This window comes from Streptomyces sp. NPDC048001 (assembly GCF_043203115.1).
GTDB lineage: Bacteria > Actinomycetota > Actinomycetes > Streptomycetales > Streptomycetaceae > Streptomyces > Streptomyces sanyensis.
Map to the genome: position 1 here is coordinate 1 of NZ_JBIDBN010000007.1, position 26,163 is coordinate 26,163.

Annotated in this window: 24 protein-coding genes and 1 riboswitch; of the genes, 17 read left to right on the forward strand and 7 right to left on the reverse strand. The window is 72.9% G+C overall.

Annotated features, from left to right (window positions below):
• The first annotated feature begins 285 nt into the window (after window positions 1-285).
• The 10 genes from ACGF15_RS14055 to ACGF15_RS14100 all read left to right on the forward strand — a co-directional run bounded on the left by ACGF15_RS14055 (window position 286) and on the right by ACGF15_RS14100 (window position 10,560).
• Window positions 286-894, forward strand: a complete 609-nt coding sequence (locus ACGF15_RS14055) for a CDP-alcohol phosphatidyltransferase family protein (RefSeq protein ID WP_256525131.1) — start codon at window positions 286-288, stop codon at window positions 892-894.
• Window positions 895-1,007: 113 nt separating this feature from the next.
• Complete coding sequence (locus ACGF15_RS14060) at window positions 1,008-3,503, forward strand: mannose-1-phosphate guanyltransferase (protein ID WP_345615066.1); 2,496 nt, start codon at window positions 1,008-1,010, stop codon at window positions 3,501-3,503.
• Between the two features lie 99 nt (window positions 3,504-3,602).
• A complete protein-coding gene (locus tag ACGF15_RS14065) occupies window positions 3,603-4,532 on the forward strand; it encodes a DUF881 domain-containing protein (RefSeq protein WP_345615065.1) in 930 nt (309 codons plus the stop codon).
• Window positions 4,529-4,861, forward strand: coding sequence for a small basic family protein (locus tag ACGF15_RS14070; RefSeq protein ID WP_003970459.1), 333 nt, complete (start codon window positions 4,529-4,531; stop codon window positions 4,859-4,861). Before ACGF15_RS14065 ends, ACGF15_RS14070 begins: the two co-directional genes overlap by 4 nt.
• A gap of 5 nt (window positions 4,862-4,866) precedes the next feature.
• Complete coding sequence (locus ACGF15_RS14075) at window positions 4,867-5,766, forward strand: DUF881 domain-containing protein (RefSeq protein ID WP_345615078.1); 900 nt, start codon at window positions 4,867-4,869, stop codon at window positions 5,764-5,766.
• A 148-nt stretch (window positions 5,767-5,914) separates the two neighbouring features.
• Window positions 5,915-6,784, forward strand: coding sequence for an FHA domain-containing protein (locus ACGF15_RS14080; RefSeq protein WP_345615077.1), 870 nt, complete (start codon window positions 5,915-5,917; stop codon window positions 6,782-6,784).
• A gap of 18 nt (window positions 6,785-6,802) precedes the next feature.
• The gene (locus ACGF15_RS14085; protein WP_345615064.1) at window positions 6,803-7,546 is read left to right on the forward strand and encodes a MerR family transcriptional regulator; all 744 of its coding nucleotides are present in this window, start codon (window positions 6,803-6,805) and stop codon (window positions 7,544-7,546) included.
• A gap of 53 nt (window positions 7,547-7,599) precedes the next feature.
• A complete protein-coding gene (locus ACGF15_RS14090) occupies window positions 7,600-8,073 on the forward strand; it encodes a bifunctional nuclease family protein (protein WP_345615063.1) in 474 nt (157 codons plus the stop codon).
• 281 nt (window positions 8,074-8,354) lie between these two features.
• The gene (locus ACGF15_RS14095; RefSeq protein ID WP_376428910.1) at window positions 8,355-8,951 is read left to right on the forward strand and encodes a MerR family transcriptional regulator; all 597 of its coding nucleotides are present in this window, start codon (window positions 8,355-8,357) and stop codon (window positions 8,949-8,951) included.
• A gap of 154 nt (window positions 8,952-9,105) precedes the next feature.
• A complete protein-coding gene (locus tag ACGF15_RS14100) occupies window positions 9,106-10,560 on the forward strand; it encodes a DNA polymerase IV (RefSeq protein ID WP_392798862.1) in 1,455 nt (484 codons plus the stop codon).
• Between the two features lie 93 nt (window positions 10,561-10,653).
• Here the strand turns inward: ACGF15_RS14100 and ACGF15_RS14105 are convergent, their stop codons facing one another.
• Window positions 10,654-11,040: a PRC-barrel domain-containing protein gene (locus tag ACGF15_RS14105; RefSeq protein ID WP_256525136.1), complete on the reverse strand. Its 387-nt coding sequence runs from the start codon at window positions 11,038-11,040 to the stop codon at window positions 10,654-10,656.
• A 110-nt stretch (window positions 11,041-11,150) separates the two neighbouring features.
• A riboswitch (glycine riboswitch) is annotated at window positions 11,151-11,250 on the forward strand.
• A gap of 178 nt (window positions 11,251-11,428) precedes the next feature.
• Here ACGF15_RS14105 and gcvP point away from each other — a divergent pair.
• Complete coding sequence (gcvP, locus tag ACGF15_RS14110; protein WP_362615741.1) at window positions 11,429-14,314, forward strand: aminomethyl-transferring glycine dehydrogenase; 2,886 nt, start codon at window positions 11,429-11,431, stop codon at window positions 14,312-14,314.
• 118 nt (window positions 14,315-14,432) lie between these two features.
• Here gcvP and ACGF15_RS14115 read toward each other — a convergent pair whose 3' ends face one another.
• Together ACGF15_RS14115 and ACGF15_RS14120 are read right to left on the reverse strand one after the other, a co-directional pair.
• Window positions 14,433-14,639 (reverse strand): DUF5999 family protein, encoded by a 207-nt coding sequence (locus ACGF15_RS14115; protein WP_345615060.1) that lies wholly within the window; start codon window positions 14,637-14,639, stop codon window positions 14,433-14,435.
• Window positions 14,640-14,954: 315 nt separating this feature from the next.
• Window positions 14,955-15,542 (reverse strand): hypothetical protein, encoded by a 588-nt coding sequence (locus ACGF15_RS14120; RefSeq protein ID WP_345615059.1) that lies wholly within the window; start codon window positions 15,540-15,542, stop codon window positions 14,955-14,957.
• Window positions 15,543-16,031: 489 nt separating this feature from the next.
• Here ACGF15_RS14120 and ACGF15_RS14125 point away from each other — a divergent pair, with 489 nt between their 5' ends.
• Both ACGF15_RS14125 and ACGF15_RS14130 read left to right on the forward strand, forming a co-directional pair.
• Window positions 16,032-17,546: a glutamate-cysteine ligase family protein gene (locus ACGF15_RS14125; protein ID WP_362615258.1), complete on the forward strand. Its 1,515-nt coding sequence runs from the start codon at window positions 16,032-16,034 to the stop codon at window positions 17,544-17,546.
• Between the two features lie 280 nt (window positions 17,547-17,826).
• Window positions 17,827-18,627, forward strand: a complete 801-nt coding sequence (locus tag ACGF15_RS14130) for a CPBP family intramembrane glutamic endopeptidase (RefSeq protein ID WP_376428688.1) — start codon at window positions 17,827-17,829, stop codon at window positions 18,625-18,627.
• A 41-nt stretch (window positions 18,628-18,668) separates the two neighbouring features.
• Here the strand turns inward: ACGF15_RS14130 and ACGF15_RS14135 are convergent, their stop codons facing one another.
• A complete protein-coding gene (locus ACGF15_RS14135; protein WP_345615057.1) occupies window positions 18,669-19,490 on the reverse strand; it encodes a PhzF family phenazine biosynthesis protein in 822 nt (273 codons plus the stop codon).
• A gap of 751 nt (window positions 19,491-20,241) precedes the next feature.
• Window positions 20,242-20,757, reverse strand: a complete 516-nt coding sequence (locus ACGF15_RS14140; RefSeq protein ID WP_345615056.1) for a GNAT family N-acetyltransferase — start codon at window positions 20,755-20,757, stop codon at window positions 20,242-20,244.
• A 410-nt stretch (window positions 20,758-21,167) separates the two neighbouring features.
• Between ACGF15_RS14140 and ACGF15_RS14145 the strand changes: the two genes are divergently transcribed.
• From ACGF15_RS14145 to ACGF15_RS14160, 4 genes are all read left to right on the forward strand, one after another.
• Window positions 21,168-21,770 carry a PadR family transcriptional regulator gene (locus tag ACGF15_RS14145; RefSeq protein WP_345615054.1) on the forward strand — a complete coding sequence of 201 codons (603 nt, stop codon included), beginning with the start codon at window positions 21,168-21,170 and terminating at the stop codon, window positions 21,768-21,770.
• 247 nt (window positions 21,771-22,017) lie between these two features.
• Window positions 22,018-22,593, forward strand: a complete 576-nt coding sequence (locus ACGF15_RS14150; protein WP_392798869.1) for a Clp protease N-terminal domain-containing protein — start codon at window positions 22,018-22,020, stop codon at window positions 22,591-22,593.
• A gap of 12 nt (window positions 22,594-22,605) precedes the next feature.
• Window positions 22,606-23,610 carry a DMT family transporter gene (locus ACGF15_RS14155; protein ID WP_392798872.1) on the forward strand — a complete coding sequence of 335 codons (1,005 nt, stop codon included), beginning with the start codon at window positions 22,606-22,608 and terminating at the stop codon, window positions 23,608-23,610.
• Between the two features lie 229 nt (window positions 23,611-23,839).
• Window positions 23,840-24,805: a DMT family transporter gene (locus tag ACGF15_RS14160; protein ID WP_392798875.1), complete on the forward strand. Its 966-nt coding sequence runs from the start codon at window positions 23,840-23,842 to the stop codon at window positions 24,803-24,805.
• An 84-nt stretch (window positions 24,806-24,889) separates the two neighbouring features.
• Here the strand turns inward: ACGF15_RS14160 and ACGF15_RS14165 are convergent, their stop codons facing one another.
• Window positions 24,890-25,234, reverse strand: a complete 345-nt coding sequence (locus ACGF15_RS14165) for a hypothetical protein (RefSeq protein WP_392798878.1) — start codon at window positions 25,232-25,234, stop codon at window positions 24,890-24,892.
• Window positions 25,235-25,453: 219 nt separating this feature from the next.
• A complete protein-coding gene (locus ACGF15_RS14170) occupies window positions 25,454-26,158 on the reverse strand; it encodes a pyridoxamine 5'-phosphate oxidase family protein (RefSeq protein ID WP_392798881.1) in 705 nt (234 codons plus the stop codon).
• Window positions 26,159-26,163 lie beyond the last annotated feature (5 nt).

The following is a 26,163-nucleotide window of genomic DNA, read 5'->3' on the forward strand; positions in this document are numbered from 1 at the left end:
GCCGATGGTACTGCAGGGGGGACCCTGTGGGAGAGTAGGACGCCGCCGAACTATTGTTGGGGAGAGCCCCGGAACACCGTGTGTGTTCCGGGGCTTTTTCGTGTTTCCGGACCGTTTTCCGAGGAGGTTCCGGTGCCCCTGTCCGGGGGAGGTTTCCGCCGGTCTCGCCGGGATTCGGCGGCCCGCCTCCACACCGGAGCGCACGACCCCTGCCGCCGGGAAGCGGGAGCCGCCCGGGTAAGGTCGGGGGGCATCGTCAGCACGTTCCCCACAGGAGGCCCTCGGGTGGAGGTCCAGGAGACCCGCGTTCAGACCGACCGGGTGCTCACCATCCCCAACATTCTCAGCATGGCGCGACTCCTCGGAGTGCCGCTCTTCCTGTGGCTGATCCTTCTCCCCGAGTTCGGCGGTCCGAAGAGCGACGGCTGGGCCCTGCTCGTCCTGATGCTCAGCGGAGTCAGCGACTACCTCGACGGAAAACTGGCCCGCCGCTGGAACCAGATCAGCAGTCTGGGCCGCATCCTCGACCCCGCCGCCGACCGGCTGTACATCCTGTCCACCCTGGTGGGGCTCACCTGGCGAGAGATTCTCCCTCTCTGGCTCACCGTCGCGCTCCTCGCAAGAGAGCTGATGCTGCTGGTCATGGTCGGGATCCTGCGGCGCCACGGATATCCGCCCCCGCAGGTCAACTTCCTCGGCAAGGCGGCCACCTTCAACCTCATGTACGCCTTCCCCTTGCTGCTCCTGAGTGACGGGTCCGGCTGGCTGGCGTCACTGGCGGCGATTTTCGGATGGGCGTTCGCCGGATGGGGTACAACACTGTATTGGTGGGCAGGGATCCTCTACGTGGTCCAGGTCCGCCGCCTCGTCAAGGCGGACGCAGCGGCCGATTGACCCCTCCAGAAGCGCAGCCGTGCAGAGTGGCCGGCCGCGGACGCCACCACAGGGTCCTTTCGGACGGGTGCCGTCGGCTGAACCGTCATCTCTTCAAGGAGGACGCTTCCGACATGAAGGCCGTCGTGATGGCCGGTGGCGAAGGAACCCGGCTTCGCCCCATGACCTCGAGCATGCCCAAGCCGCTCCTGCCGGTTGCCAACCGGCCGATCATGGAGCACGTGCTCCGGCTGCTCAAGCGGCACGGACTCACCGAGACCGTGGTGACCGTCCAGTTCCTCGCCTCGCTCGTCAAGAACTACTTCGGTGACGGCGAGGAACTGGGAATGGAGCTCACCTATGCCAACGAGGAGAAGCCGCTCGGTACCGCGGGGAGTGTGAAGAACGCAGAGGAGGCGCTGAAGGACGACGCCTTCCTCGTCATCTCCGGTGACGCGCTCACGGATTTCGACCTCAGCGACCTGATCGCCTTCCACAAGGAGAAGGGCGCTCTCGTCACCGTCTGCCTCACGAGGGTCCCCAACCCCCTGGAATTCGGCATCACCATCGTCGACGAGGAGGGAAAGGTCGAGCGCTTCCTGGAGAAGCCCACCTGGGGCCAGGTGTTCTCGGACACGGTGAACACCGGAATCTACGTGATGGAGCCCGAGGTCTTCGACTACGTCGAACCGGATGTCCCCGTGGACTGGTCCGGTGACGTGTTCCCCCAGCTGATGAAGGAGGGCAAGCCGATCTTCGGCTATGTCGCCGAGGGCTACTGGGAGGACGTGGGCACCCACGAGAGCTATGTGAAGGCCCAGGCGGACGTCCTGGAACGCAAGGTCGACGTCGAACTCGACGGCTTCGAGATCTCCCCGGGCGTCTGGGTCGCCGAGGGCGCGGACGTCCACCCCGACGCCGTCCTGCGGGGACCGCTCTACATCGGTGACTACGCCAAGATCGAGCCGGGTGCGGAGATCAGGGAGCACACCGTCGTCGGATCCAACGTCGTCGTGAAGTCGGGGGCCTTCCTCCACAAGGCCGTCGTCCACGACAACGTCTACCTCGGGCAGCAGAGCAATCTGCGCGGCTGCGTGATCGGCAAGAACACCGACATCATGCGCGCCGCCCGCATCGAGGACGGCGCGGTCATCGGCGACGAGTGCCTGATCGGCGAGGAGTCGATCGTCCAGGGCAACGTGCGGGTGTACCCGTTCAAGACCATCGAGGCCGGCGCCTTCGTCAACACCTCGGTGATCTGGGAGTCGCGCGGCCAGGCGCACCTCTTCGGCGCGCGCGGGGTGTCCGGCATCCTCAACGTCGAGATCACCCCCGAGGTGGTCGTCCGCCTCGCCGGCGCCTACGCCACCACCCTGAAGAAGGGGGCCACGGTCACCACCGCCCGTGACCACTCGCGCGGCGCGCGCGCCCTCAAGCGCGCCGTGATCTCCGCCCTCCAGGCGAGCGCCATCGACGTGCGCGACCTGGAGAACGTACCGCTGCCCGTGGCCCGTCAGCAGACCGCCAGGGGCAGCGCCGGCGGCATCATGATCCGGACCTCGCCCGGTGTCCCGGACTCCGTGGACATCATGTTCCTCGACGAGCGCGGAGCGGACCTCTCGCAGGCCCGGCAGCGCAAGCTGGACCGCGTCTACGCCCGCCAGGAGTACCGGCGCGCCTTCCCGGGCGAGATCGGGGACCTGCGCTTCCCGTCGAGCGTCTTCGACTCCTACACCGGCTCCGTCCTGCGGAGCGTGGACGTCAGCGGCATCGCCGAGTCGGGGCTGAAGGTCGTCATCGACGCCTCCAACGGCAGTGCCGGCCTCGTCCTGCCGAGCCTTCTCGGCCGGCTCGGCGTGGACGCCCTGACGATCAACCCCGGCCTCGACGAGTCCCGGCCCACGGAGTCGGCCGACACCCGGCGCTCCGGACTGGTGCGGCTCGGCGAGATCGTCGCCTCGGCACGGGCCGCCTTCGGCGTCCGCTTCGACCCCGTCGGCGAGCGCCTCTCCCTCGTCGACGAGCAGGGGCGGATCGTCGAGGACGACCGGGCCCTGCTGGTGCTGCTCGACCTCGTGGCGGCGGAGCGGCGCAGCGGCCGGGTGGCCCTGCCCGTCACCACCACACGGATCGCCGAGCAGGTCGCCGCCTACCACGGCACCCAGGTGGAGTGGACCACGACCTCGCCCGACGACCTGACCCGGGTGGGCCGCGAGGAGTCCACGATCTTCGGCGGTGACGGGCGGGGCGGCTTCATCGTCCCGGAGTTCAGCTCGGTCTTCGACGGGTCCGCCGCCTTCGTCCGCCTCGTGGGCCTGGTGGCGAGGACCCAGCTCACCCTGAGCCAGATCGACGCCCGGATCCCGCGCGCCCATGTGCTGCGGCGCGACCTGGCCACCCCGTGGGCGGTCAAGGGCCTGGTGATGAGGCGGGTCGTCGAGGCCGCGGGCGACCGCCGGGTCGACACCACCGACGGCGTGCGGGTCGTGGAGGCCGACGGGCGCTGGGTGATGGTGCTGCCCGACCCGGCCGAGGCCGTGACCCACCTGTGGGCCGAGGGGCCCGACGACGCGTCGGCGGAGGCGCTGCTCGACGAGTGGACCGCGGTGGTGGACAGCGCCGGCACCTGACGGGAGGCCTCCTGTGCCGGGCGGGGCGCCAGGTGCCCCGCCCGGCACTCCACGGGGGCCGTTCGGCGCCGGCGACCGCGACGTGCGACGATGTGCGGCATGTCCCAGCAGCCCCCCGTTCGGAGCAGTGGTCCCGCGCCGCCCGCGCGCCCCGACGCGTCCATGTCGCTGCTGACCAACGTCATGGAGCACAGCCTCGACGACGGCTACGCCGAGGCGGCCGCGCGACGCTCGGAGGGCGGCGGTGTCCCCCGTACCCTCAGGGCCCGTCTCGGGCTGGCCCTGGGCCTGGTGCTGACCGGCGCCGTCGTCACCGTCGGCGCCGCGGAGACGCGGCTGGCGGCCCCCGTGCTCGCCAAGGAACGCGAGGAGCTGATCGACCGGGTCCAGGCGCAGACGCGTTCCGTGGGTGAGCTGGAGCGCACGGTTGAGTCGCTGCGCGAGGACGTCCACGAGCGGCAGCGCAGGGCCCTCAGCTCCTACGACTCCGGTGCCAGCAACCCGGCCGGGCTGCTGGCGGGCGCGACCGCGGTGGAGGGCCCCGGGGTCACCCTGGTGGTCGACGATGCCAAGGGCACGGGACAGGGGGGCGACGGCCCCCGGGAGAGCAGCGGCTTCTCCGACACCGGGCGGGTCCGCGACCGGGACCTCCAGCGCGTGGTGAACGGCCTGTGGGAGTCGGGCGCGGAGGCGGTCTCCATCAACGGGCACCGCCTCACGGCGCTCTCCGCGATCCGCGCGGCGGGGGACGCGGTGCTCGTGGACAACCGGCCCATGGTGCCGCCCTACACGGTGCTCGCGGTGGGCGACGGGGAGAACCTGGCCTCCGCCTTCCAGGACAGCGCCGACGGGCAGTACCTGCAGCTGCTCAAGGAGGACTTCGGCATCCGCACCCGGATCACCGCCGAAGAGCGGGTCCGGCTGCCTGCCGCGCCGAGCCTGATCGTACGTACAGCCGAGCCGCGGACCACCGGTGCCGATGAGGGCAGCCGGACGGGCGCGGCCGACACAGAGAAGGACGCATCGTGATCGCCGTACTGGGCCTCGTCGTGGGAGTCGTGGTCGGTCTGCTGGTCCGGCCGGAGGTGCCGGCGGTGGTCGAGCCCTACCTCCCGATCGCCGTGGTGGCCGCCCTGGACGCCGTCTTCGGCGGACTGCGCGCCATGCTGGACGGCATCTTCGTGGACAAGGTCTTCGTGGTGTCCTTCCTGTCCAACGTCGTGGTCGCCGCGCTGATCGTCTTCCTGGGCGACAAACTCGGGGTGGGCGCCCAGCTGTCCACCGGCGTGGTGGTCGTCCTGGGCATCCGCATCTTCTCCAACGCCGCGGCCATCCGCCGCCATGTCTTCCGGGCGTGAGGCACATGAACAGCGACGACCGGCCGAACGAGGGCACGCCGGAGCCCCGTCGGGAACCCGCACCGGAGCCCCGTCGGGAACCCGCACCGGAATCCCGGCGGGAACCGCTGCCGCCCCTGGCCCCGCCCCCGCCGCCGAGCGCGGAACCGGAGGACGGCCGGGCCGCCGCGGAGGCGGAGGAGCGCAGCACCGGACGCCGGAGGCTGCGTGAGGCCCTGTGGCCGCCGCGCGTGACGCGTGCCCAACTCATCGTCGCCGTGCTGCTGTTCGTGCTGGGCCTGGGCCTGGCCATCCAGGTACGCTCCAACAGCGACGAGAGCGCGCTGCGCGGGGCCCGCCAGGAGGACCTGGTGCGCATCCTCGACGAGCTCGACAACCGCACCCAGCGCCTCCAGGACGAGAAGCAGAGCCTGGAGGAGCAGCGCACCGAGCTGGAGAACAGCTCGGACCAGGCAGAGGAGGCGCGCAAGCAGCTCCGGCAGAAGGAGCAGCAGCTCGGCATCCTGGCCGGTACGGTGGCGGCCCAGGGGCCGGGCATCACGCTCACGATCGGCGACCCCTCGGGGACGGTGGAGCCCGACAGGCTGCTGGACACCGTGCAGGAGCTGCGTGCGGCCGGGGCGGAGGCGATCCAGGTCAACGGGGTCCGGGTGGTGGCGGAGACCTACTTCTCCGGCACCGCGGGCGCCGTCGAGGTGGACGGCGAGCGGGTCAGCGCGCCGTACACCTTCCGGGCCATCGGCAAGCCGGAGGACCTGGAGCCGGCGCTCAACATCCCCGGCGGTGTGGTGCAGACCTTGGAGAAGGAGCAGGCCACGGCTACCGTGGCTCGTTCGGAGAAGATCGTCGTGGACGCCTTGCGACCGGCGGAACCGCCTGACTACGCTCGGTCGTCATCGCAGTGAAGCGGGGGAACATGGGGGCTGCCGGGCCAGGGCAGGGGAGTTCAGGGGGGTGGCGCGCCGGATCGGCGGCGCGTGGTGGAAACTGTCGGGTGGTCACGGACGTTGAGAGGGTGTCCGGGTCGGCAGGTGTGGTTGTTCAGGGTTCGTCCTGCCCCACGGGCGGGTCTATTTCGGTCAAGGGGAAACGCCCGTGAAGTTGTTTGGGAAGTTGTTCGGCAAGAGCGCGCGCGAGGACGGCGACGCCCGCCACCGCGCGCCGCGTCACGGCCAGGCCGAGGAGCAGGGCGGTGACCGTCCGCTGTTCCGCGACGAGGTCGCCACCGGCGACCATTCCGGTGGACGGGGCGCGTCGTCTGTTGACCCTGCCGGTGCAGGCCGCATAGGTTTCGGGGAACCATCACGTACGGGTGGAGGGTTCGCCCCGGACCCGTACGCGACCGACCCCCACGCGGGGCAGCCGCGGCAGGAGGAACCGTCCATGGCGGGCTTGCCGGTTTGTACGAGGTGCGGCCACCAGAACACCGAGGCCGCCCGGTTCTGCTCCCAGTGCGGTGCGCCGCTGCGCGGCGGGGTGCCTGCCGAGCGGGCCTCGGAGACCACGTCGACGATCTCGATCTCCGGGATCGAGGCGTACGACTCGGAGACCACCGGCCAGACCGCGCTGCCCGCGCTCTCCCCGGAGGCCCAGGCCGCGGTGGACGCGCTGCCGCAGGGCTCGGCCCTCCTGGTGGTGCGCCGCGGCCCGAACTCGGGCAGCCGCTTCCTCCTGGACGGCGAGCTGACGACGGCCGGGCGCCACCCGCAGAGCGACATCTTCCTTGACGACGTGACGGTGTCCCGTCGCCATGTGGAGTTCCGCCGCGGTGCCGACGGCCACTTCACCGTCTCCGACGTCGGCAGCCTCAACGGCACCTACGTCAACCGCGAGCGGATCGACTCCGTCCCGCTGTCCAGCGGCGACGAGGTCCAGATCGGCAAGTACCGGCTGGTCTTCTACGGGAGCCAGCGGGGCGTCTGACCCGTCAAGGGGAAGGTAATGCTGCGCACACCCCCAGGCGGTGCCGGCCACGGCACCGCCGCACCGGGCGACCGGCCGATGAGCATCGGAGCGGTGCTCACCCGGCTGCGGGACGAGTTCCCCGAGGTGACGATCTCCAAGATCCGCTTCCTGGAGGCTGAGGGGCTCGTGGAGCCCAGCAGGTCCCCGTCCGGGTACCGCAAGTTCAGCCCCCAGGACGTGGAGCGGCTGGCGCTGGTCCTGCGGATGCAGCGGGACCACTACCTTCCCCTGCGGGTGATCCGCGAGCAGCTCGACGCCCTGGAACGCGGCGAGCAGCCGCAGCTGCCGCCGGGCGCCGCCCCGGGCGAGTCCGCGGAGGAGCTGTGGGAGCCGGGGGCCGAGGAGCCCACCGTGCGCAGGGTCGGCCGGGCCGAGCTGCTGGCCGCGTCGGGCGCGGGCGAGGAGGAGCTGGCCGAGTGGGAGTCCTACGGCCTGGTGGCGCCGGACGGGGACGGCGGCTATCCCGCCGAGGCCGTCACCGTCGCCCGGCTCGTGGCCGATCTCGGCAGGTTCGGGCTGGAGCCCCGCCACCTGAGGGCCATGCGGGCGTCGGCGGAGCGTGACGCCGGACTGGTGGAGCAGGTCGTCGCGCCGCTGCGCCGACACCGCAATCCGCAGACCAGAGCCCATGCGGAGGCCACCACCAGGGAGCTCGCGGCCCTGTCCGTACGGCTGCACGCGGCCCTGGTGCGCAGTGCCCTCGGGATCCGCTCGACCTGATCTTGACCCGGCCCGACTACCCAAACCCGGCGCGGACGTCCTAGGGTTGCTGTGTGAATGAGCTCGACGTTGTGGGTGTCCGGGTCGAAATGCCCTCGAACCAGCCGATCGTGCTCCTGCGCGAAGTGGGAGGCGACCGGTACCTCCCCATCTGGATCGGTCCGGGTGAGGCCACGGCCATCGCCTTCGCGCAGCAGGGCATGGCCCCCGCCAGGCCGCTTACCCATGATCTCTTCAAGGACGTGCTCGAGGCCGTGGGTCAGGAGCTGTCCGAGGTCCGCATCACCGACCTGCGTGAAGGGGTCTTCTACGCGGAGCTGGTCTTCGCCAGCGGTGTCGAGGTCAGTGCCCGTCCCTCCGACGCCATAGCGCTCGCCCTGCGCACCGGGACGCCGATCTACGGCAGCGACGGTGTCCTCGACGACGCGGGAATCGCCATCCCGGACGAGCAGGAGGACGAGGTCGAGAAGTTCCGCGAGTTCCTCGACCAGATCTCGCCCGAGGACTTCGGCAGCAGCAACCAGTGACCCCGGCGACGCGCCCGTACGGACGGCCGGCGGGCGTGCCCCGGACGGCGGCCGGGACCGGGGCCCGTGCTCACGCGGGGTGACGACGGTGCGGGGTCGTCTCGACGGTCGGTGACGGGAGTGGTGGGGGCCCGTGACCATTCGGCCAGCCTTTCCCGGTCCCGGGTCACGGCAAACCACTCTCAGGGTGACTATCACCCGGCGTGGCGAGTGCGGCGATCGTTGACGGGCCCCGGGCGACTCCCTACCGTCGAGGTGGCAGGTCAAGGACGGAGGTCGGCGTGAGAAGCAGCGGCGGCAGTGCGGCTGGGGGCGGCCCCGGAATCAGTCCGGTGGGCGGTGTGCCGTATCCGCCGTGCGGGGGCACGGGCGAACCCGAGCAGGACACCATCGGCTACCGCGGGCCGACGGCCTGCGCGGCGGCCGGTATCACCTACCGCCAGCTGGACTACTGGGCGCGCACCGGGCTCGTCGAGCCGAGTGTCCGCGCCGCCTACGGATCGGGCACCCAGCGCCTCTACAGCTTCCGGGACGTCGTCGTCCTCAAGATCGTCAAGCGCTTCCTCGACACCGGTGTCGCCCTCCAGAACATCCGCGCGGCCGTGCAGCACCTGCGCGCCCGGGGGTTCCGGGACCTGGAGCGCATGACGCTGATGAGCGACGGGGCCACGGTCTACGAGTGCTCCTCGCCCGACGAGGTCGTCAGTCTGCTCCAGGGCGGCCAGGGCGTCTTCGGGATCGCCGTGGGCGTCGTGTGGAGGGACGTGGAGACCGCGCTCTCCCAGCTCCACGGGGAGCGCGTCGACACGGGGGAGACGCTCATCGGCAACAACCCCGGCGACGAGCTGGCCCGGCGCCGCCGCGACCGCGCCGTCTGAGGCCCTTCCGGCACCCCCGTCTCCGGCCCGGCCGCTCGGCGCAGCGGCCCGGCGGCACCCTCTGTCACCCGTCCGGCGGTACGCGGCCGGTTCCGTGCCCGGCGCCGCGGATACCGCGGCGCCGCTGTCGGTGGGGTAGGGCAGCATCGGGGGTGTGAGATCCGCCCCGACCGTCCTGCACCTGGACATGGACGCCTTCTTCGCCGCCGTCGAGCAGGCCGCGAAGCCCTCGCTGCGCGGGAAGGCGGTCGTCGTGGGCGGCCTCGGGCCCCGGGGCGTCGTCGCCACGGCCTCCTACGAGGCCCGGCGTTTCGGCGTCCACTCCGCCATGCCGACGGCCCAGGCCCGGCGCCTCGCCCCGAACGCCGCCTACCTGGTGCCCCGGTTCGCCCTCTACCGGGCGGTCAGCGACCAGGTCATGGCTCTGCTCCGGGAGCTGTCGCCGCTGGTGGAGCCCCTGTCGCTGGACGAGGCATTCGTCGATCTGGAGGCCGGGGGAGCGGCGGAGGACTCCGCCTCCGCGCGGGCCGCCGGCCTGCGGCTGAGGGCCGACATCCGTGCGCTGACGGGGCTGAGCGGCTCGGTGGGCCTCGCCGGTTCCAAGATGCTCGCCAAGATCGGATCCGAGCAGGCCAAGCCCGACGGGCTCCTGCTCATCGAGCCCGGCACCGAGCGCGAGCTGCTGGCCCCCATGCCGGTGCGCATCCTGCCGGGGGTCGGCCCGGCCACCGGGGAGCATCTGCGCCGGGCGGGGACGGCCACGGTGGGCGACCTGGTCGAGGCCGGGGAGGACGAGCTGGTGCGCCTGCTCGGCAGGACGCACGGCACGGCCCTGTTCCGGATGGCCCTCGGGCGCGACGACCGCCCGGTCGTGGCCGAGCGGGACGCCAAGTCCGTCTCCGTCGAGGACACCTTCGACACCGACCTCCACGACAGGCTGCGGGTGCGGACGGAGGTGGACCGGCTGGCCGAGCGGTGCGTGCGGCGCCTGAGGGCGGGCGGGCACTCGGGGCGCACCATCGTGCTGAAGGTGCGGCGCTACGACTTCTCCACCCTCACCCGCTCCGAGACCCTGCGCGGCCCCACCGACGATCCCGCGGTCGTCCGCGAGGCCGCGGGGCGCCTGCTGGAGTCGGTCGACACCACGGGCGGCGTGCGGCTGCTCGGCGTGGGGGTCACCGGGCTGGCGGACTACACCCAGGAGGACCTGTTCGCCCAGGCCGCCGCCGGGGCGGGCCCGGAACCGCCGGGCCACGCGGCACCCGGCGGCGCGGCGGCCGGGGACGGGGCCGCCCCGGGCAGGCCGGCCGGGGCCGGGGAGCAGCCCCCCGCGCCGTCGGCCCGGGAGCAGCCAGGGAGCCCCGCGGAGCCCCGGCACTGGGCGGCCGGGCAGGACGTCCGGCACGCGGTGCACGGCCCCGGCTGGGTCCAGGGCAGCGGCGTCGGCCGGGTCACCGTGCGGTTCGAGCAGCCCGGGTCCGAGCCCGGGCGGGTACGGACCTTCCCCGTGGACGACCCCGAGCTGGAGCCCTCCGACCCCCTGCCCCTGGTCGGGGGAGGCGGGCCGCCCCCCTCCCGCGCGGGCGGCCCGGAGGCGGCCCGCGGCTGAGCGCACCGGCCCCCGCCGCTCCGGACGTCCGGACGGCGGGGGCCGGTGCGCTCAGCCGCCGCGGGTGCAGCGCCTGTCCGAGACGGCCGGCCCTCAGTCCTCCTCGCCCGCGATCCGGCCGAAGGACCGGTCCCCGGACGCCGGAGCCGGCGTCGTCGGCGGGGGAGGGGCCAGATGGAGCCCGTAGTGGTGGTAGAGCTGGAGCTCCTGCTCGGGCGAGAGATGGCGGCCGACACCGAAGTCCGGGGCGTTCCTGATCAGGGAGCGCTCGTAGGGCACCCGCAGCATCCCGCCGACGAGCTCACTCGGCTCCAGGGGGACGAACGCGTCCCGGCTGAAGAGACCCGTGCGCACGGCCGCCCACTCCGGGACCCCCGTCGCATCGTCCAGGTACACCTCGTCGACGGTCCCGATCTTGTGGCCGTCGCGGTCGAAGGCCTTGCGGCCGATCAGGCTGCGCGGATCGATGTCGGTCTGCACGGTCCCTCCAACTGATCGCGGCTGCTCCCCCTCCTACGAAAGGCCACATCGGCGGTGTCGGCCACTCGGGGGACCGCGCGGAACACGCTGGTACCCTGGCAGACGGCTGTCGACCCCGTGCGGGAGAGTCCACCGGTGAAACCCCGCCGGTGGCGCCGAAGGAGCAAATCCTCCCCGGAATCTCTCAGGCCCCTGTACCGCACGGACGAGGTCACTCTGGAAAGCAGGGCGGGCGTCGGACGGCATCCGCTCTCACCGACGGTGAAAGCCGGTGCGTGCCACACGCGCCCGGTGAAGCTCTCAGGTCGAGATGACAGAGGGGGAGGCCGTCCGGGCATCCGCGTCGTGATGCCCCTCGCAGGTCGTACCAGACCAGGAGGCCTCCCACATGACCGACAACCGCATCCCGCTCTCGGAGCTCGAACGCGGCATCCCCTTCGAGCACCGCCACATCGGCCCCGACACCGCCGCGCAGGCCAAGATGCTGGCCCAGGTGGGCTACGGCTCGCTCGACGAGCTGACCGCCGCCGCGGTCCCGGACGTCATCAGGAGCGCGGAGGCCCTGGACCTTCCCGAGGCCCGCAGCGAGGCCGACGTCCTCGCCGAGCTCGGCGCCCTCGCCCGCCGCAACAGCGTGCTCGCGCCCATGATCGGCCTGGGCTACCACGGCACCTTCACGCCCCCCGTCATCCTCCGCAACGTCATGGAGAACCCGGCCTGGTACACGGCCTACACGCCGTACCAGCCGGAGATCTCCCAGGGGCGCCTGGAGGCCCTGCTCAACTTCCAGACCGTGGTGGCGGACCTCACCGGACTGCCGACCTCCGGCGCGTCGCTGCTCGACGAGGGCACCGCGGCCGCCGAGGCCATGTCCCTCTCCCGCCGGGTGGGCAAGGTCAAGGGCGGTGTCTTCCTCGTCGACGCCGACGCGCTGCCCCAGACGATCGCCGTCATAGAGACCCGGGCGGAGCCCACCGGCGTGGAGGTCGTCACCGCCGACCTGTCCGACGGCATCCCCGCCGAGATCGCGGAGCGCGGTGTCTTCGGCGTGCTGCTGCAGTACCCGGGCGCCTCCGGCCAGGTGCGGGACCTCAAGCCCGTCATCGAGCAGGCGCACGGGCTCGGGGCCGTGGTGACCGTCGCCGCCGACCTCCTCGCCCTCACGCTGCTCACCCCGCCCGGGGAGCTGGGCGCCGACATCGCGGTGGGCACCACCCAGCGCTTCGGCGTGCCGATGGGCTTCGGCGGCCCGCACGCCGGCTACATGGCCGTCCGCGACGCCCACGCCCGCAGCCTTCCCGGCCGTCTGGTCGGCGTCTCCGTGGACGCGGACGGGAACAAGGCCTACCGCCTCGCCCTCCAGACCCGCGAGCAGCACATCCGCCGCGAGAAGGCGACCAGCAACATCTGCACCGCCCAGGTGCTCCTCGCCGTCATGGCGGGCATGTACGCGGTCTACCACGGCCCCGACGGCCTGCGGGCCATCGCGGAGCGGACCCACCGCTACGCCGCGCTCCTCGCCGACGGGCTGCGCGCCGGGGGCGTCGAGGTGGTGCACGGCTCCTTCTTCGACACCGTCACCCTCCGGGTGCCCGGCCGGGCAGCCGAGGTCGTCGCGGCCGCCCGCGAGGGCGGGGTCAACCTGCGCCTCGTCGACGCCGACCATGTCTCCGCCGCCTGCGACGAGACCACCGGCCGCGAGCAGCTCGCCGCCGTGTGGGCCGCCTTCGGGGTGAGCGGGGACGTCGAGGCGCTGGACGCCGCCGGTGCCGACGCGCTGCCCGCGTCGCTGCTGCGCAGCGACGACTACCTGGCCCACCCGGTCTTCCACCAGTACCGCTCCGAGACCGCGATGCTGCGCTACCTGCGCCGCCTCGCCGACCGGGACTACGCCCTGGACCGGGGCATGATCCCGCTCGGCTCCTGCACCATGAAGCTGAACGCGACGACCGAGATGGAGCCGGTCACCTGGCCGGAGTTCGGCCAGATGCACCCGTTCGCGCCGGTCGAGCAGGCCGCGGGCTATCTGACGCTCATCACCGAGCTGGAGGAGCGGCTCGCCGAGGTCACCGGCTACGACAAGGTCTCCATCCAGCCCAACGCGGGCTCCCAGGGCGAGCTGGCCGGCCTGCTCGCGGTGCGCGCCTACCACCGGGCGAACGGCGACGAGCAGCGCACCGTCTGCCTGATCCCGTCCTCGGCCCACGGCACCAACGCGGCCAGCGCCGTCATGGCCGGGATGAAGGTGGTCGTCGTCAGGACCGCCGACGACGGCGAGATCGACGTCGAGGACCTGCGGGCCAAGATCGAGCAGCACCGCGAGCAGCTGGCCGTCCTGATGATCACCTACCCGTCGACCCACGGCGTGTTCGAGGAGCACGTGGCCGACATCTGCGCCCGGGTCCACGACGCGGGCGGCCAGGTGTACGTCGACGGGGCCAACCTCAACGCCCTGGTGGGTCTGGCCAAGCCGGGCCGCTTCGGCGGGGACGTCTCGCACCTCAACCTGCACAAGACCTTCTGCATCCCGCACGGCGGCGGCGGTCCGGGCGTCGGCCCGGTCGGCGTCCGCGCCCATCTGGCGCCGTACCTGCCCAACCACCCGCTCCAGCCGACCGCCGGCCCGGAGACGGGCGTCGGGCCGATCTCGGCGGCCCCGTGGGGCTCCGCGGGCATCCTGCCGATCTCCTGGGCCTATGTGCGCCTGATGGGCGGCGAGGGCCTGAAGCGGGCCACCCAGGTGGCGGTGCTGGCCGCCAACTACATCGCCAAGCGCCTGGAGCCGCACTACCCGGTCCTCTACACCGGCCCCGGCGGGCTGGTGGCCCACGAGTGCATCATCGACCTGCGGCCGCTGTCCAAGGCGACGGGAGTCAGCGTCGACGACATCGCCAAGCGGCTGATCGACTACGGCTTCCACGCGCCGACCATGTCGTTCCCGGTGGCCGGCACGCTGATGATCGAGCCGACCGAGAGCGAGGACCTGGCCGAGCTGGACCGGTTCTGCGACACCATGATCGCCATCCGGGCGGAGATCGAGAAGGTCGCCTCCGGCGACTGGCCGGCGGAGGACAACCCGCTGCGCAACGCCCCGCACACCGCGGCGGCGCTGGGCGGCGAGTGGCAGCACGCCTACAGCCGCGAGGAGGCCGTCTTCCCGGCCGGGGTGAGCGCCGCCGACAAGTACTGGCCGCCGGTCCGCCGTATCGACGGTGCGTTCGGTGACCGCAACCTGGTCTGCTCCTGCCCGCCGCTGGACGAGTACGACGCCTGACCGGACCGCCCCCCGGGGCGGAAGACCCGCAGGGGCCGCGCGAGGACACCGTCCTCGCGCGGCCCCTGCGCCGTTCGGTGGCGCCTCCCCTTCGGAGGGAACAACCGACGGCCCGCGGTCAGGCCGCGGTCACCACCTGGCCGGTGCCCAGGGCGCGCCGGGGCGCGATGACCCGGCCGTCGGGCAGCAGCTCACCGGTGTCCTCGAAGAGCAGGACGCCGTTGCACAGCAGGCTCCAGCCCTGCTCCGGATGGTGCGCCACCAGGCGGGCCGCCTCCCGGTCGGCGGAGTCGGACGTCGGGCAGACAGGCTGGTGCTGGCACATGGGCGGGTTCTTTCCCTGCGATGTGGTGTGATTCCTGCGGCTCGATGAGCTGTTCATGGCCGCCCCCCGTATCGTGTCGGTCCGGTGCCAGTCTTCCGCTGCGGAGCGCGATCCGCAGGGATTTCACGGCAGCTCTTCCTACTGATGGATGACGCATCACCCGCCGGAGCGGTTCAGGACACCCGGGCCGTCACTTCGGAGGGTTCTGCATGGTCCCAGCGGGCTAGTCACTCCGGGCGGGGCGCGTCCGGGGGCGGACACGGGTACGCCCCGTGCCCGTGGGGGCGCGGGGCGTACGGAGCGGTGCGGGTGCCGTCAGGCGGCCGGGTCGAGCAGCGGAGCCGGCGCCAGCCGGAGGGTCATCAGCGGCAGCAGGTCGGCCGCCGGGTGCGGGCGGTGCGCCGCGATCCCGGGGGGCGCCGGGGCCAGGGGGACCAGGAGGTCGCCCGGCTGGAGCGAGCCCCGTGCCGGATCGGCCTCGGTGTCCGCGTGCAGCCACAGGGTGAGCATGTAGAGCTCGGGCACCGACAGCAGCCGGGCCTGGCCGTGGGCACCGGTGGACTCCGCCTGGTGCAGGGCGAGTTCGGTGGAGGCCAGGTAGGGCCCCTCGAAGAAGTGGGAGAACGCCCAGCCGTCGGCGCTGGGCACGCTGTCGGCCGCCGCCACGGCGCGATCACCGCTGCGGACCAGGAAGCGCCAGCCGGCGAGCCGGGTCGCCGGCTGGCCGCCACCGGTCACGACCCGATCGAGGACGTGCAGCGGGAGCGGCAGCTCGGCGCTCAGTGGTCCCTGGACGGACCGCAGGGCCGGGGTCGGAGCCTCGCGGACCGCCGCGGGGGATCCGAGTGCTGCGAGAACGCTGCGCAGGGCGGACGCGGGGGCCGGGGGGAAAAGCAGCGGCATGATGGGTCGCCTCTCACTCAGGAGACACGGTGATGCGGGGAGGTGCGGACGACGCTGTCGGCAGGGGGCCGCGCGGGGCCGGAGGACCACCGGGCGCCGACTGTCGGCCCGTTCGCGGAGTTTATACGACACTTGTTCGCCCGATGTTTCCGCTAGTCGTCGCCCGTATTTCGCGCAAGGCGAATACCGGACCCCGTCGACGGGCCTTCCCCGCTGTTCGGGTGAGAGATGCGGACCGTGGCCAGCGGATTCACCGGCCGCGCGGTAGGCCGAATCCGGTCGGTGGTTCTCGCCACGTCACCCCGGTGAATATCCCTCCGGCATATCCTCTGGTATGTGCCTCCGGTATGTGCCGCGCACAGGGGCTGACTCCAGCCTATCGGGAGCGCGCCTGCGCCGGGGGCGTTACGGATCAAAGAGTCTGGGCATTATCGTCCGTGTCACGAGCCGCCCTGGCTGAGTGGCTTCCAGTCGAGGAAGGAACCGCCGATGGGGGAGAAGGTCGTGGCAGGCGGGTTCGACCTGTCCGATCGGCAGCGGTACCGGCGCAAGCTCCAGCAGTGCCTCGCCGGACTGGGGAGGCTCCTGGCCGAGAAGCGGTTCGACAGGCCGAGGAATCTCATGGGCCTGGAGATAGAGCTGAATCTCGCCGGCGGGGACGGTATGCCGCGCATGATGAACGGAGAAGTCCTCTCGCGCATCGCCAGCCCGGATTTCCAGACCGAACTCGGAATGTTCAATCTCGAAGTGAACATCGTTCCGCACCGGCTGGAGGGCCATGTTCTCGACCAGCTCGCCGAGGAGTTGCGCACCGGCCTCGGATATGCGGACCGGAAGGCGGGCGAGGCGGGTGCCGGCATTGTGATGATCGGGATTCTGCCCACGCTCGCCCAGCAGGACCTGGTGACCGCCAACCTCTCCGCCGTCGACCGCTACACCCTGCTCAACGACCAGATCGTCGCGGCCCGCGGGGAGGACTTCGCCCTCGACATCTCCGGTGTCGAGGATCTGCACTGCACCTCCTCCTCCATCGCCCCCGAGGCGGCCTGCACCTCGGTGCAGCTGCACCTCCAGGTCACCCCCTCCCGCTTCGCCGACGTCTGGAACGCCGCGCAGTCCGTCGCCGCCCTGCAGGTCGCGGTCGGCGCCAACTCGCCCTTCCTCTTCGGCAAGGAGCTGTGGCGGGAGTCCCGGCCGCCGCTGTTCCAGCAGGCCACCGACACCCGCCCGCCCGAACTCCAGGCCCAGGGGGTACGCCCGCGGACCTGGTTCGGGGAGCGCTGGGTGACCTCCGCCTACGACCTCTTCGAGGAGAACCTGCGCTACTTCCCCGCGCTGCTGCCGATATGCGACGACGAGGACCCCCTGCGCGTCCTCGACGACGGCGGTGTGCCCAGGCTCCAGGAGCTCGTGCTGCACAACGGCACCGTGTACCGCTGGAACCGCCCCGTGTACGGCGTCGTCGACGGAGTGCCGCACCTGCGCGTGGAGAACCGCGTCCTGCCCGCGGGGCCCACGGTCACGGACGTCATCGCCAACACCGCCTTCTACTACGGGCTGGTGCGGGCGCTGGCGGAGGACGCCCGGCCGGTGTGGAGCCGCATGCCCTTCGAGACGGCCCACGAGAACTTCGCGGCGGCCTGCCGGCACGGCATCGACGCCGAGGTGCGCTGGCCCCGCTCCGGCCGGGGCGGCGGGCTGGTCACCGTGCCGGTGGTCGACCTGGTCCGCGACGAGCTGCTGCCGCTCGCGGAGGCCGGGCTGGACGCGTGGAACATCGAGCCGGCCGACCGGGACCGCTACCTCGGCGTGATCGAGGAGCGCTGCCGGCAGCGGGCCAACGGCGCCTCCTGGCAGGTGCGGACCTACCACCGGGCGCTCGGGGCGGGTCTCGGGCGCGAGGCGGCGCTCGCCGCGACGACCCGGCGCTACATGGAGCTGATGCGGGAGGGCGAGCCGGTGCACACCTGGCCCGTCGGGTTCCCCGGGCCGGGCCGCGCCTGACCGACCCCCGCAGCCACCGCCGGGGGGCCTCCGCCCGCTGCCGGGCTCCGGGCCGGGAGGCGCCGGACGGGGGCCCGGGTGCCTCGGGGCGGACCCGGCTGGGACGGCGGCACCCGCATCGGGCAAGCTGTGATCCCCCATGCGGTGGGCCCCCTCACCGGTGCGCCGGGAGGGGCCCGGGCCCTGCGCGGGTGCGGGGCCCGGGCCCGCCGCACGCGGCCCCGCACCCGTGCCCCCCAGGGCGAGGGAGCGTGGTCGTCCACCGAACCTGGAGGCACGTGTGCAGGCAGAGGCCGTCGGCGGGAGCCACCCCCGCCCTCCCGCAGGACTGTCGGTCGGGCTGCTGCGGTCCGAGACCGTGCTGGTGCTGGCCCTGTCGCTCGGGGCCAGCGCGGTCTCCTCGCTGATCAGCTTCATCGGGTCGCTCACCAGGCCCGGTGGGCTCAAGGACCAGGCCGCCACCCTCAACGGCTCCTACGCGCCCGGGCGGCCCTGGCTCGACCTCGCCTGGCAGCTGTTCGGCATCGCCACCGCCCTGGTGCCGGTGGCGCTGGTGGCGCATCTTCTCATCAGGGAGCGCGCGGGGCTGGGCGCGATCGGCTTCGACCGGAGCCGCCCCTGGTCCGACCTCGGCCGCGGAGCGCTGGTCGCGGCGGGGATCGGCAGCGCCGGGCTGGCCTTCTACCTCCTCGCGCGGGCGGCGGGATTCAACCTCACCGTGGTGCCCGAGTCCCTGCCGGACGTCTGGTGGAAGTACCCGGTGCTGGTGCTCTCCGCCCTGCAGAACTCCGTCGTCGAGGAGGTCATCGTCGTCGGCTACCTGCTGCGCAGGCTGGACCAGTTGGGGTGGTCGCCGAGGGCGTCGCTCGCGGCGAGCGCCGTGCTGCGGGGCCTGTACCACCTCTACCAGGGCGTCGGCGGCTTCGTCGGGAACATGGTGATGGGCGTGGTGTTCGTGCTGCTCTACCGGCGCTGGGGGAGGGTCGGGCCGCTGGTCGCGGCGCACGCCTTCCTGGACATCGTGGCCTTCGTCGGGTACGGGCTGCTCGCCGGCCGGGTCGACTGGCTGCCGACACCCTGAGGCGGCGCCGGGGCCGCGCGACTGCCCGGCCCCGGGCCGGCTCAGGGGGACGTGAGCAGCTCTCCGTCGATGACGGTGACGGCCCCTCCGGACAGCAGGGTGCGCTCCCCGCGCAGCTCGGTGCGCACCAGACCGGAGCGCGCGGACGCCTGGAGGCCCGTCAGCACCGGACGCCCCAGCCGGGCGGACCAGAAGGGGGCGAGGGCGGTGTGGGCGCTGCCCGTGACGGGGTCCTCGTCGATGCCGAGCCGGGGGAAGAAGCAGCGTGAGACGTAGTCGTGGCCTCCGGCCGGGTCCCCGGCCGGAGCGGTGGCGATGACTCCCCGGTCCGACAGTGCGGCCAGCGCGGCCGTGTCGGGGCGCAGACCGCGCACGGCGCGTTCGTCGGCCAGCTCCACGAGCAGGTCGCCGATGTGCTCGCCCGTGTCGTGCACCGACAGGGGTGTGGCCCCGAGGGCCTCCGCCAGGCCGTCGGGCGCGGCGACGGGGGCGAGCGGCGAGGTGGGGAAGTCCAGGGTGACCGTTCCGTCGTCCCCGGCGGTGGCGGTCAGGATCCCGCACCGGGCCGCGAAGCGTACGGTCCCCTCCGTCCTGCCGTCTCCGTGCAGGACGTGCGCCGTGGCCAGCGTCGCGTGCCCGCACATGTCCACCTCCGCCGCGGGGGTGAACCAGCGCAGGGCGAAGTCCGCCTCCGACCCCGGGGGAAGGGGGTGGGCGAAGGCCGTCTCGGAGAGGTTGACCTCCGCGGCCACGTTCTGGAGCCACGCGTCGCCGGGGAAGCCGGGGGAGTCCAGGACCAGGACGCCGGCCGGGTTTCCGGTGAAGGGACGGTGGGCGAAGGCGTCGACGATTCGAATCCGCATGCCGCGACCGTAGAGGGCACGAGGCCCGGCGGGACAAGGCCAATCCGCACCCACTGGACCCTTCGGCGGCCTGCCCCGCGGCGTACTCCCGGTCGGTGCCCGGCAGGGCGGGCCCCCGCGTCGGGACCCGGGGGACGACTGGGACCGGGCCGGCCACTGCGCACGGCGGCGGCGGAGGGCCTCCACCGGTCGACGTCCCGGCGACGGGGAGGCCGCCGTCGGGCGGCGGGGGTCCTCGCCGCTGCCGACCGGTGGTGCCGGGTGGGCGGGGCCGGTCGGGTCATCGGCCGGCGGGTGACCTGCGACAGCGATGTCGGGTGAGTTGTCATCGGATTTGGGTCAACGCTGTTTTGTGACATCGAAGTTGGCCTTGTTCGAGTCATGCCAGGTGGGGCTCCTGCCCGTGCGTTCGATCAGGGCCCTGACCCAGCTCGGCCTGGCCCACGAACTCCAGGACCGCCGCCGTCACCCGGCCAGGCCGAACGAATACCGGTCATCTACATCACCGTCCCGCGGAGCCGCCGCCGACGCCGTCCAAAGAAGCGGACACACAGCTCCATCCGACAGACCTCGACATCCCGCGCCCTCATAGCAGGAAAGCCTGCCGGGGCTGCGAGCAGCGCTACCGGCCACCCCGGACCAACCCCTCCTCGATGGCCCACCGAAAGCCGGTCCCCATCCGTAAATGGTGCTCGGGAACCTGCCAGCAAAGAGGATTCCGCTGGCGAGTGGAACTCCGCGACCGCACCGCTCAGATTTCGCGGGAAATGCCTTGAGCTGGGTCGAACGAGATCCAGACGTCGGGCGGCAGGTCTGGTCGACGGCTCACTGGCCTGCGCTCCTCTGTCCATGCGTCACCAGCGACCTCCCTGGCGACGCGTCGCCAGAAGTGGACTGCTCCCACGTTGGCGTCTTGAAAGGCGATTTCCCAGGGGCCGTGGTGCCTGGCCATCACCTGCTGAGCAGCGTTTAGACCGATTCCCGCTCTGCGGGCTCCACGAACGACGAAGAAGCTGTTCAGCACGCGCTTCGGACCGGCCAGACCCCGAACGAAGGCAAGACCAGCTGGGCGGGCGTCAATCGTCACGAGGTAGGCCGCCCAGTCGGTGTCAGTGAGAACGATGTCGGGCCGATCGGCATAGAAGGTCCCGTCGATATCGGGAAGGGCCTCATCGAATTCCGACAGATCATGGCGGAACATCAGCCATAGTCGCTTCACCACGGGGCTGTCGGCAGCATCAGCCAAACGCACGGATACCTCTGGCATGGGGCTCCATTCAACGAGAATCCCGGACGTTCCGGATTTGAACACAAAAAAGAGCCTTTCCGTCGGGGGTCTACCCGGCTGGAAAGGCTCAGCTAATGCCGTGGAGCATAGCAGGCGCGATCGTCTGTGACGCCGGCGGCGGCGCAAGGGAAGAGGGCGATGCTGCCGCCGGACGCGCGTTCATCGACCGCCGCCTGCCCGTGGAGTGGGCTGCCGACTGGGCGTGGTGCCGTGAGGCGATCGTCCTCCGCGGGGTCGCCTTCACCGAGGGGCGCGACCTCTTCAGGCCGCGATACCGGTCCGACTTCCCTGTCACAGGGCAGCGGGCGTCGACCGGGAGCATTGTCATCCGACAGGTTCCGATATATCGTTGACGCATCGCGACAGATCAACGAGGGAAGGAGTGCGCGATGAGCGCGGAACAGTACGGCGGATACGGACGGGGTCGTGGACACTGCGGGCCCGGTCATCGCGGCGGTGGGGAACGGGAGGGGCACAGGGCGGCCTTCGGGCCGTTCGGTCCCGGCTTCGGCGGCCCCTTCGGCGGGGGGCGGGGTCGCGGCGGAGGCCGTGGCAGGGCTCGCCGCGGCGATGTGCGCGCCTCGATCCTGGCGCTGCTCAAGGACCGGCCCATGCACGGCTACGAGATGATCCAGGAGATCGCCGAACGCAGCGGCGGGGCGTGGAAGCCCAGCCCCGGATCGGTCTACCCCACCCTCCAGCTGCTGGAGGACGAGGGTCTGATCACGAGTGCCAGCGAGGGCGGCAAGAAGCTGTTCACCCTGACCGGCGCGGGGCGCACCGAGGCCGAGTCGGGTCCCGAGGCTCCCTGGGAGGAGGCCGGCCGCGGTGTCGACTGGGACACCGTCAACGAGATCCGGCAGGCCGGCTTCGGTCTGATGGAGGCTTTCGGGCAGGTCTGGAAGACCGGCTCCCCGGAGCAGCGGCAGAAGGCCGTCGCCGTGATCAACGAGGCGCGCAAGAAGCTCTACCTCATCCTCGCCGACGACTGACGACTGAGGCTGAAGCCCGACGAGCAGGCGGCAGGTGCCGAGGACGGGGCACGGCCCCGGACCCGCGACCGCGGGCCCGGGGCCACGCCCGCATCCGGGGCCGGGCGGGCAAGGCGGCGCGCGGCCCGTGGGGGGCGATCTCCTCCGCAGGGATGAGGCACCCGGGGCGCGTGCCCGACCTGCGTCGGATGGGTGGATGCTCCCCGGCGGGGAGGTTTTGGTGCCGGATGCCTGGTGAAGTGGGAGGGTGCACAGCTCCGCCCCGCCGACACGGCCCTGCCGCGCCTCCGCCGACCGCCCCGCCGCCCCGGGCGTCGGCCCCGCCGCCGTCCTCTCGGGCGCGCGCCGCAGGGCCCTGCGCGGTGGCGACCGGCACACCGACACCGCCCACCTCCTGCACTCCCTGCTGGAGAGCGACGACCGGGCGCGCGAGGCCGTCGGAGACCCCGCGCGGGCGGCCCGGGTGCTCGGCTACCTCGTGCAGCGCAGCATCGGGTACGGGCTGCACTGGCAGCACACGGTGGAGGGGGCGCACCCGAGGCCGGGCCACGCCGCACGGCGCGGGGGCGGGTCCCACGCCTCCGCCTCCGCCCCGCTGTCCCCCTCGGCGGCGGGCGCCGTGGCCGCCGCGGCTGCCCGCGCCCGCCGCCGGGGCGGCGAGGAGGCGACAGGACTCGACCTGCTCGTCTGTCTGGCCGCGGACCCCACGTGCCGCGCCGTGGAGGTGCTGCGGCGGGCGGGTACCGACCCGGCGGCCCTGGCGGGCCGGGTCGCGAGCCGTCTCGACATGTGTCACAGGGGTGACGGTCCTGACGGGCCCTGACATCATGGCCCGATGCACGTGTCCTCGGGAAGAAGCGCCGGGCTGGGCCTCGCCCTGGCCTCGGCCTTCGCGTTCGGCGGTTCGGGAGTCGCGGCCAAGCCGCTGATCGAGGCGGGGCTCGACCCGCTGCATGTGGTGTGGCTGCGGGTGGCCGGGGCGGCGCTGGTGATGCTGCCCGTCGCCTGGCGCCACCGCGACCTCGTCCGGCGGCGCCCCGCGCTGCTCGCGGGGTTCGGCCTGCTCGCCGTCGCGGGCGTGCAGGCCTGCTACTTCGCCGCCATCTCCCGCATCCCGGTCGGAGTGGCGCTGCTCATCGAGTACCTGGGCCCCGCCCTCCTGCTCGGCTGGGTGCGCTTCGTCCAGCGCCGCCCCGTGACCCGCGCGGCCGCCTTCGGTGTGGCCCTGGCCGTCGTCGGCCTCGCCTGCGTCGTCGAGGCCTGGGCCGGGCTCCGCTTCGACCTGCTCGGGATGCTGCTGGCGCTGGGCGCGGCCTGCTGCCAGGTCGGCTACTTCGTCCTCGCCGACCAGGGCGGGGACGCGGAGGACCCGCCCGCCCCGCTCGGTGTCATCGCCTACGGGCTGCTCGTCGGGGCGGCCGTGCTGACCCTGGTCGCGCGGCCCTGGGGCATGGACTGGGCCGTACTGGCAGGCGGGGCCTCGATGGACGGCAGCCCGGTGCCGGCCGCCCTTCTCCTGGGCTGGGTGGTCCTGGTGGCCACGGTGCTCGCCTACACCACCGGGGTCCTCGCCGTGCGGCGGCTCTCCCCGCAGGTGGCGGGGGTGGTCGCCTGCCTGGAGGCGGTGGTCGCCACCGCCTTCGCCTGGTTCCTGCTCGGCGAGCACCTCTCGCTGCCGCAGGTCCTCGGTGGCGCGGTCGTCCTGCTCGGCGCCTTCATCGCCCAGTCCCAGGCCCCGCGCCCGCCCTCCGGGCCGGTGGCGGCGGGCGGCCCGGAAGGGGCGTCCGTCGCGGACGGCCGGGGCGCCCCGGCCGCGGCGGCGGGGAGCGGACCGGCCTGAGGCCGGGGCGCGGCTCCGCGCACCCCCGGGCGGGGGCGCCCGCCGGGGATGGCGGGACAGCCCTTAGGGTGGGGCGCATGCATTCGACCGTGCTTCCGCCTCCCGCCGCCTGAGGCGGGCGGCAGTCAGCAGACAAGGACCGGGCCCGGGGTGACCCCGGGCGGACGGGTGCTGCCCGCACGACCTCCCGCAGGCAGACCCCTCTCCCGTTCCTCGTTCGGAGCCACACGTGTCGCATCCCTCCACCGCTCCCGTCGGCGTGCCCGTCGGCCGGAGTCTCGTCTACCTGGTCTTCGCAGGCGTCGCCTGGGGCACCGCGGGTGCCGCCGCCTCGCTCGTCTTCGCCGCCGCCGACCTCGGCCCGCTGGCCCTGTCCTTCTGGCGCTGTGTCGGCGGACTCCTGCTGCTCCTGCCCGTGCTCGCCCTGCGGGCCCGCAGGAGGCCCGTCCGCACGTCCGAGCCGCGGCGCCGGCGGCTGGTGCGGATCCTGGGCACCGGCATCGGACTGACGCTCTTCCAGAGTGCCTACTTCGCCGCGGTGGAGGCGACCGGGCTGGCCGTGGCCACCGTGGTCACCCTCGGCGCCGGCCCCGTGCTGATCGCCCTGGGGGCGCGCCTGGCGATGGGCGAGCGCCTGGGCCGCGGCGGGGTGCTCGCCGTCGCGGGGGCCCTGACGGGGCTCGCGGTGCTCGTGCTGGGCGGAGAGCGCGCCCTGGTGCGGCCGCCCGGGATCGCCCTCGCCCTGCTCTCGGCGGCGGGCTACGCGGCCATCACGCTGCTGACCCGCCACCTCGGCCGGACGGGCGGCGGCGGCGACTCCCTGTCGACCACGGCATGGGCCTTCGCGATCGGGTCCGCCGGGCTGCTTCCCCTGGCCCTGTCCGAGGGCGTGCTGCCGCACACGGCCGAACCCGCCCGGGTCGTGCTGCTCCTCATGTACGTGGCCGCGGTCCCGACGGCGCTGGCCTACGCGCTGTACTTCGCGGGCGCCGCCCGCGTCCGGGCCGCCACCGTTTCCGTGATCATGCTGCTCGAACCCGTCAGCGCCGCGGTGATCGCCGTGGCCCTCCTGGGGGAGCGGCTGTCGGCCGCCACCGTGGCCGGAACCCTTCTGCTGCTCTCCGCCGTGGCAGGGCTGTCGGCCGCCGAGGCCAGGGGCGCGGCCGCGCGGCGCCGCACGGTGGCGCCCGCCTAGAGGGACGCCTGGCGGCGTGCGGTGCGCGAGAGGGTTCTGGTCCGCCGGTGGGCGGACCAGAACCTGCGGCTGGTGCGGGAGGTGTCAGCCGAAGGCGACGGAGCGGAACTGCAGGCGGTGGCCCAGGTTCTGGCCCGGGTTCATGACGAAGTAGGTGTCCCCCTCGCAGCCGGCTTCGAGGAACACGGTGGCGGTGGCGTCCGTGCGGTTACGGGGAGCGAAGGCGGGGACGTCGTTGCCGACCGTCTCGGGGACGTCGATGCACACCCCGCTCTCCGGGTCCGCCAGGGTCCCGTTCAGGTTGATGCCGCCGGGACCGGCATAGGCGTACGCGAAGTCCCCTGTGGCGGCCGAGGCCGGCGACGCGGGCAGGGCGACAAGGAGAGCGAGCGCGCCGAGACCGGCGGCCAGGGTGCTGCGCACGTGCATGGGATGTACTCCAAGGGGGAGCGCGATGCGGGACACCTCACGATCCCCCACGTCCGGTCCGTGGTGAGAGCGTCGTGCTCGCAGGAAGGTTCTGCTTCACCCGTTCGGACCGGCGCCCACCGCTTGGGCCCGTAGCTCCGGCAGGGCGCGATCACGACCGGGTGCGGCCCCCGGCCGCAGGGCGGGCGGGAGGCGAGGCTCCCGCCCGCGCCGGGCCCTTCAGGCGCGGGGGGCCAGGTAGGGCGGCAGGGCGATGGCGGCGTCCAGGTCCGCTGACGGCACCGGCTCGCCATGGGTGCGGGACACCGGCAGCACCCCTGCCCAGTGGGGAAGCGCCAGGTCCTCGGCGTCGTCGTTCGGGCCGCCCGCACGGGACTTGGCGGACACCTCGGCGAGGTCCAGCCGCAGGACGGCCGTCGCCGCCAGCTCCCTGGCGTCGGCGGGGCGGGAGTCGGCCGAGCGGCCCGCCACCACCTGGTCCACCAGCGCGTCCAGCGCGGTGCGCTTCTCCTGCGGGTCCGTCACCTGGTGCGCGGTTCCGTGCACCACGACCGAGCGGTAGTTGACCGAGTGGTGGAAGGCGGAGCGGGCCAGCACCAGTCCGTCGACATGGGTGACCGTCAGGCACACCGCCAGTCCCGGGTCCGGCTCCCCGGCCATCCGCAGCGGCCTGGAGCCCGTCGACCCGTGCACGTAGAGTGCCTCGCCGATCCGGGTGTAGAGCGTGGGCAGGACGACGGGCGCACCGTCGCGGACGAACCCGAGGTGGCACAGGTAGCCCTCGTCGAGTATCGCGTGGACGGTCCCGCGGTCGTAGGAGGCACGGTCCCGGGAGCGGGTCGGCACGGTGCGTCCGGTCTGCGGGTAGGCGTCCGTCCCGGTGGGCGGGATGGTCCCGGTGGTCTCCGGCATTGCGGTCTCCATTGCAC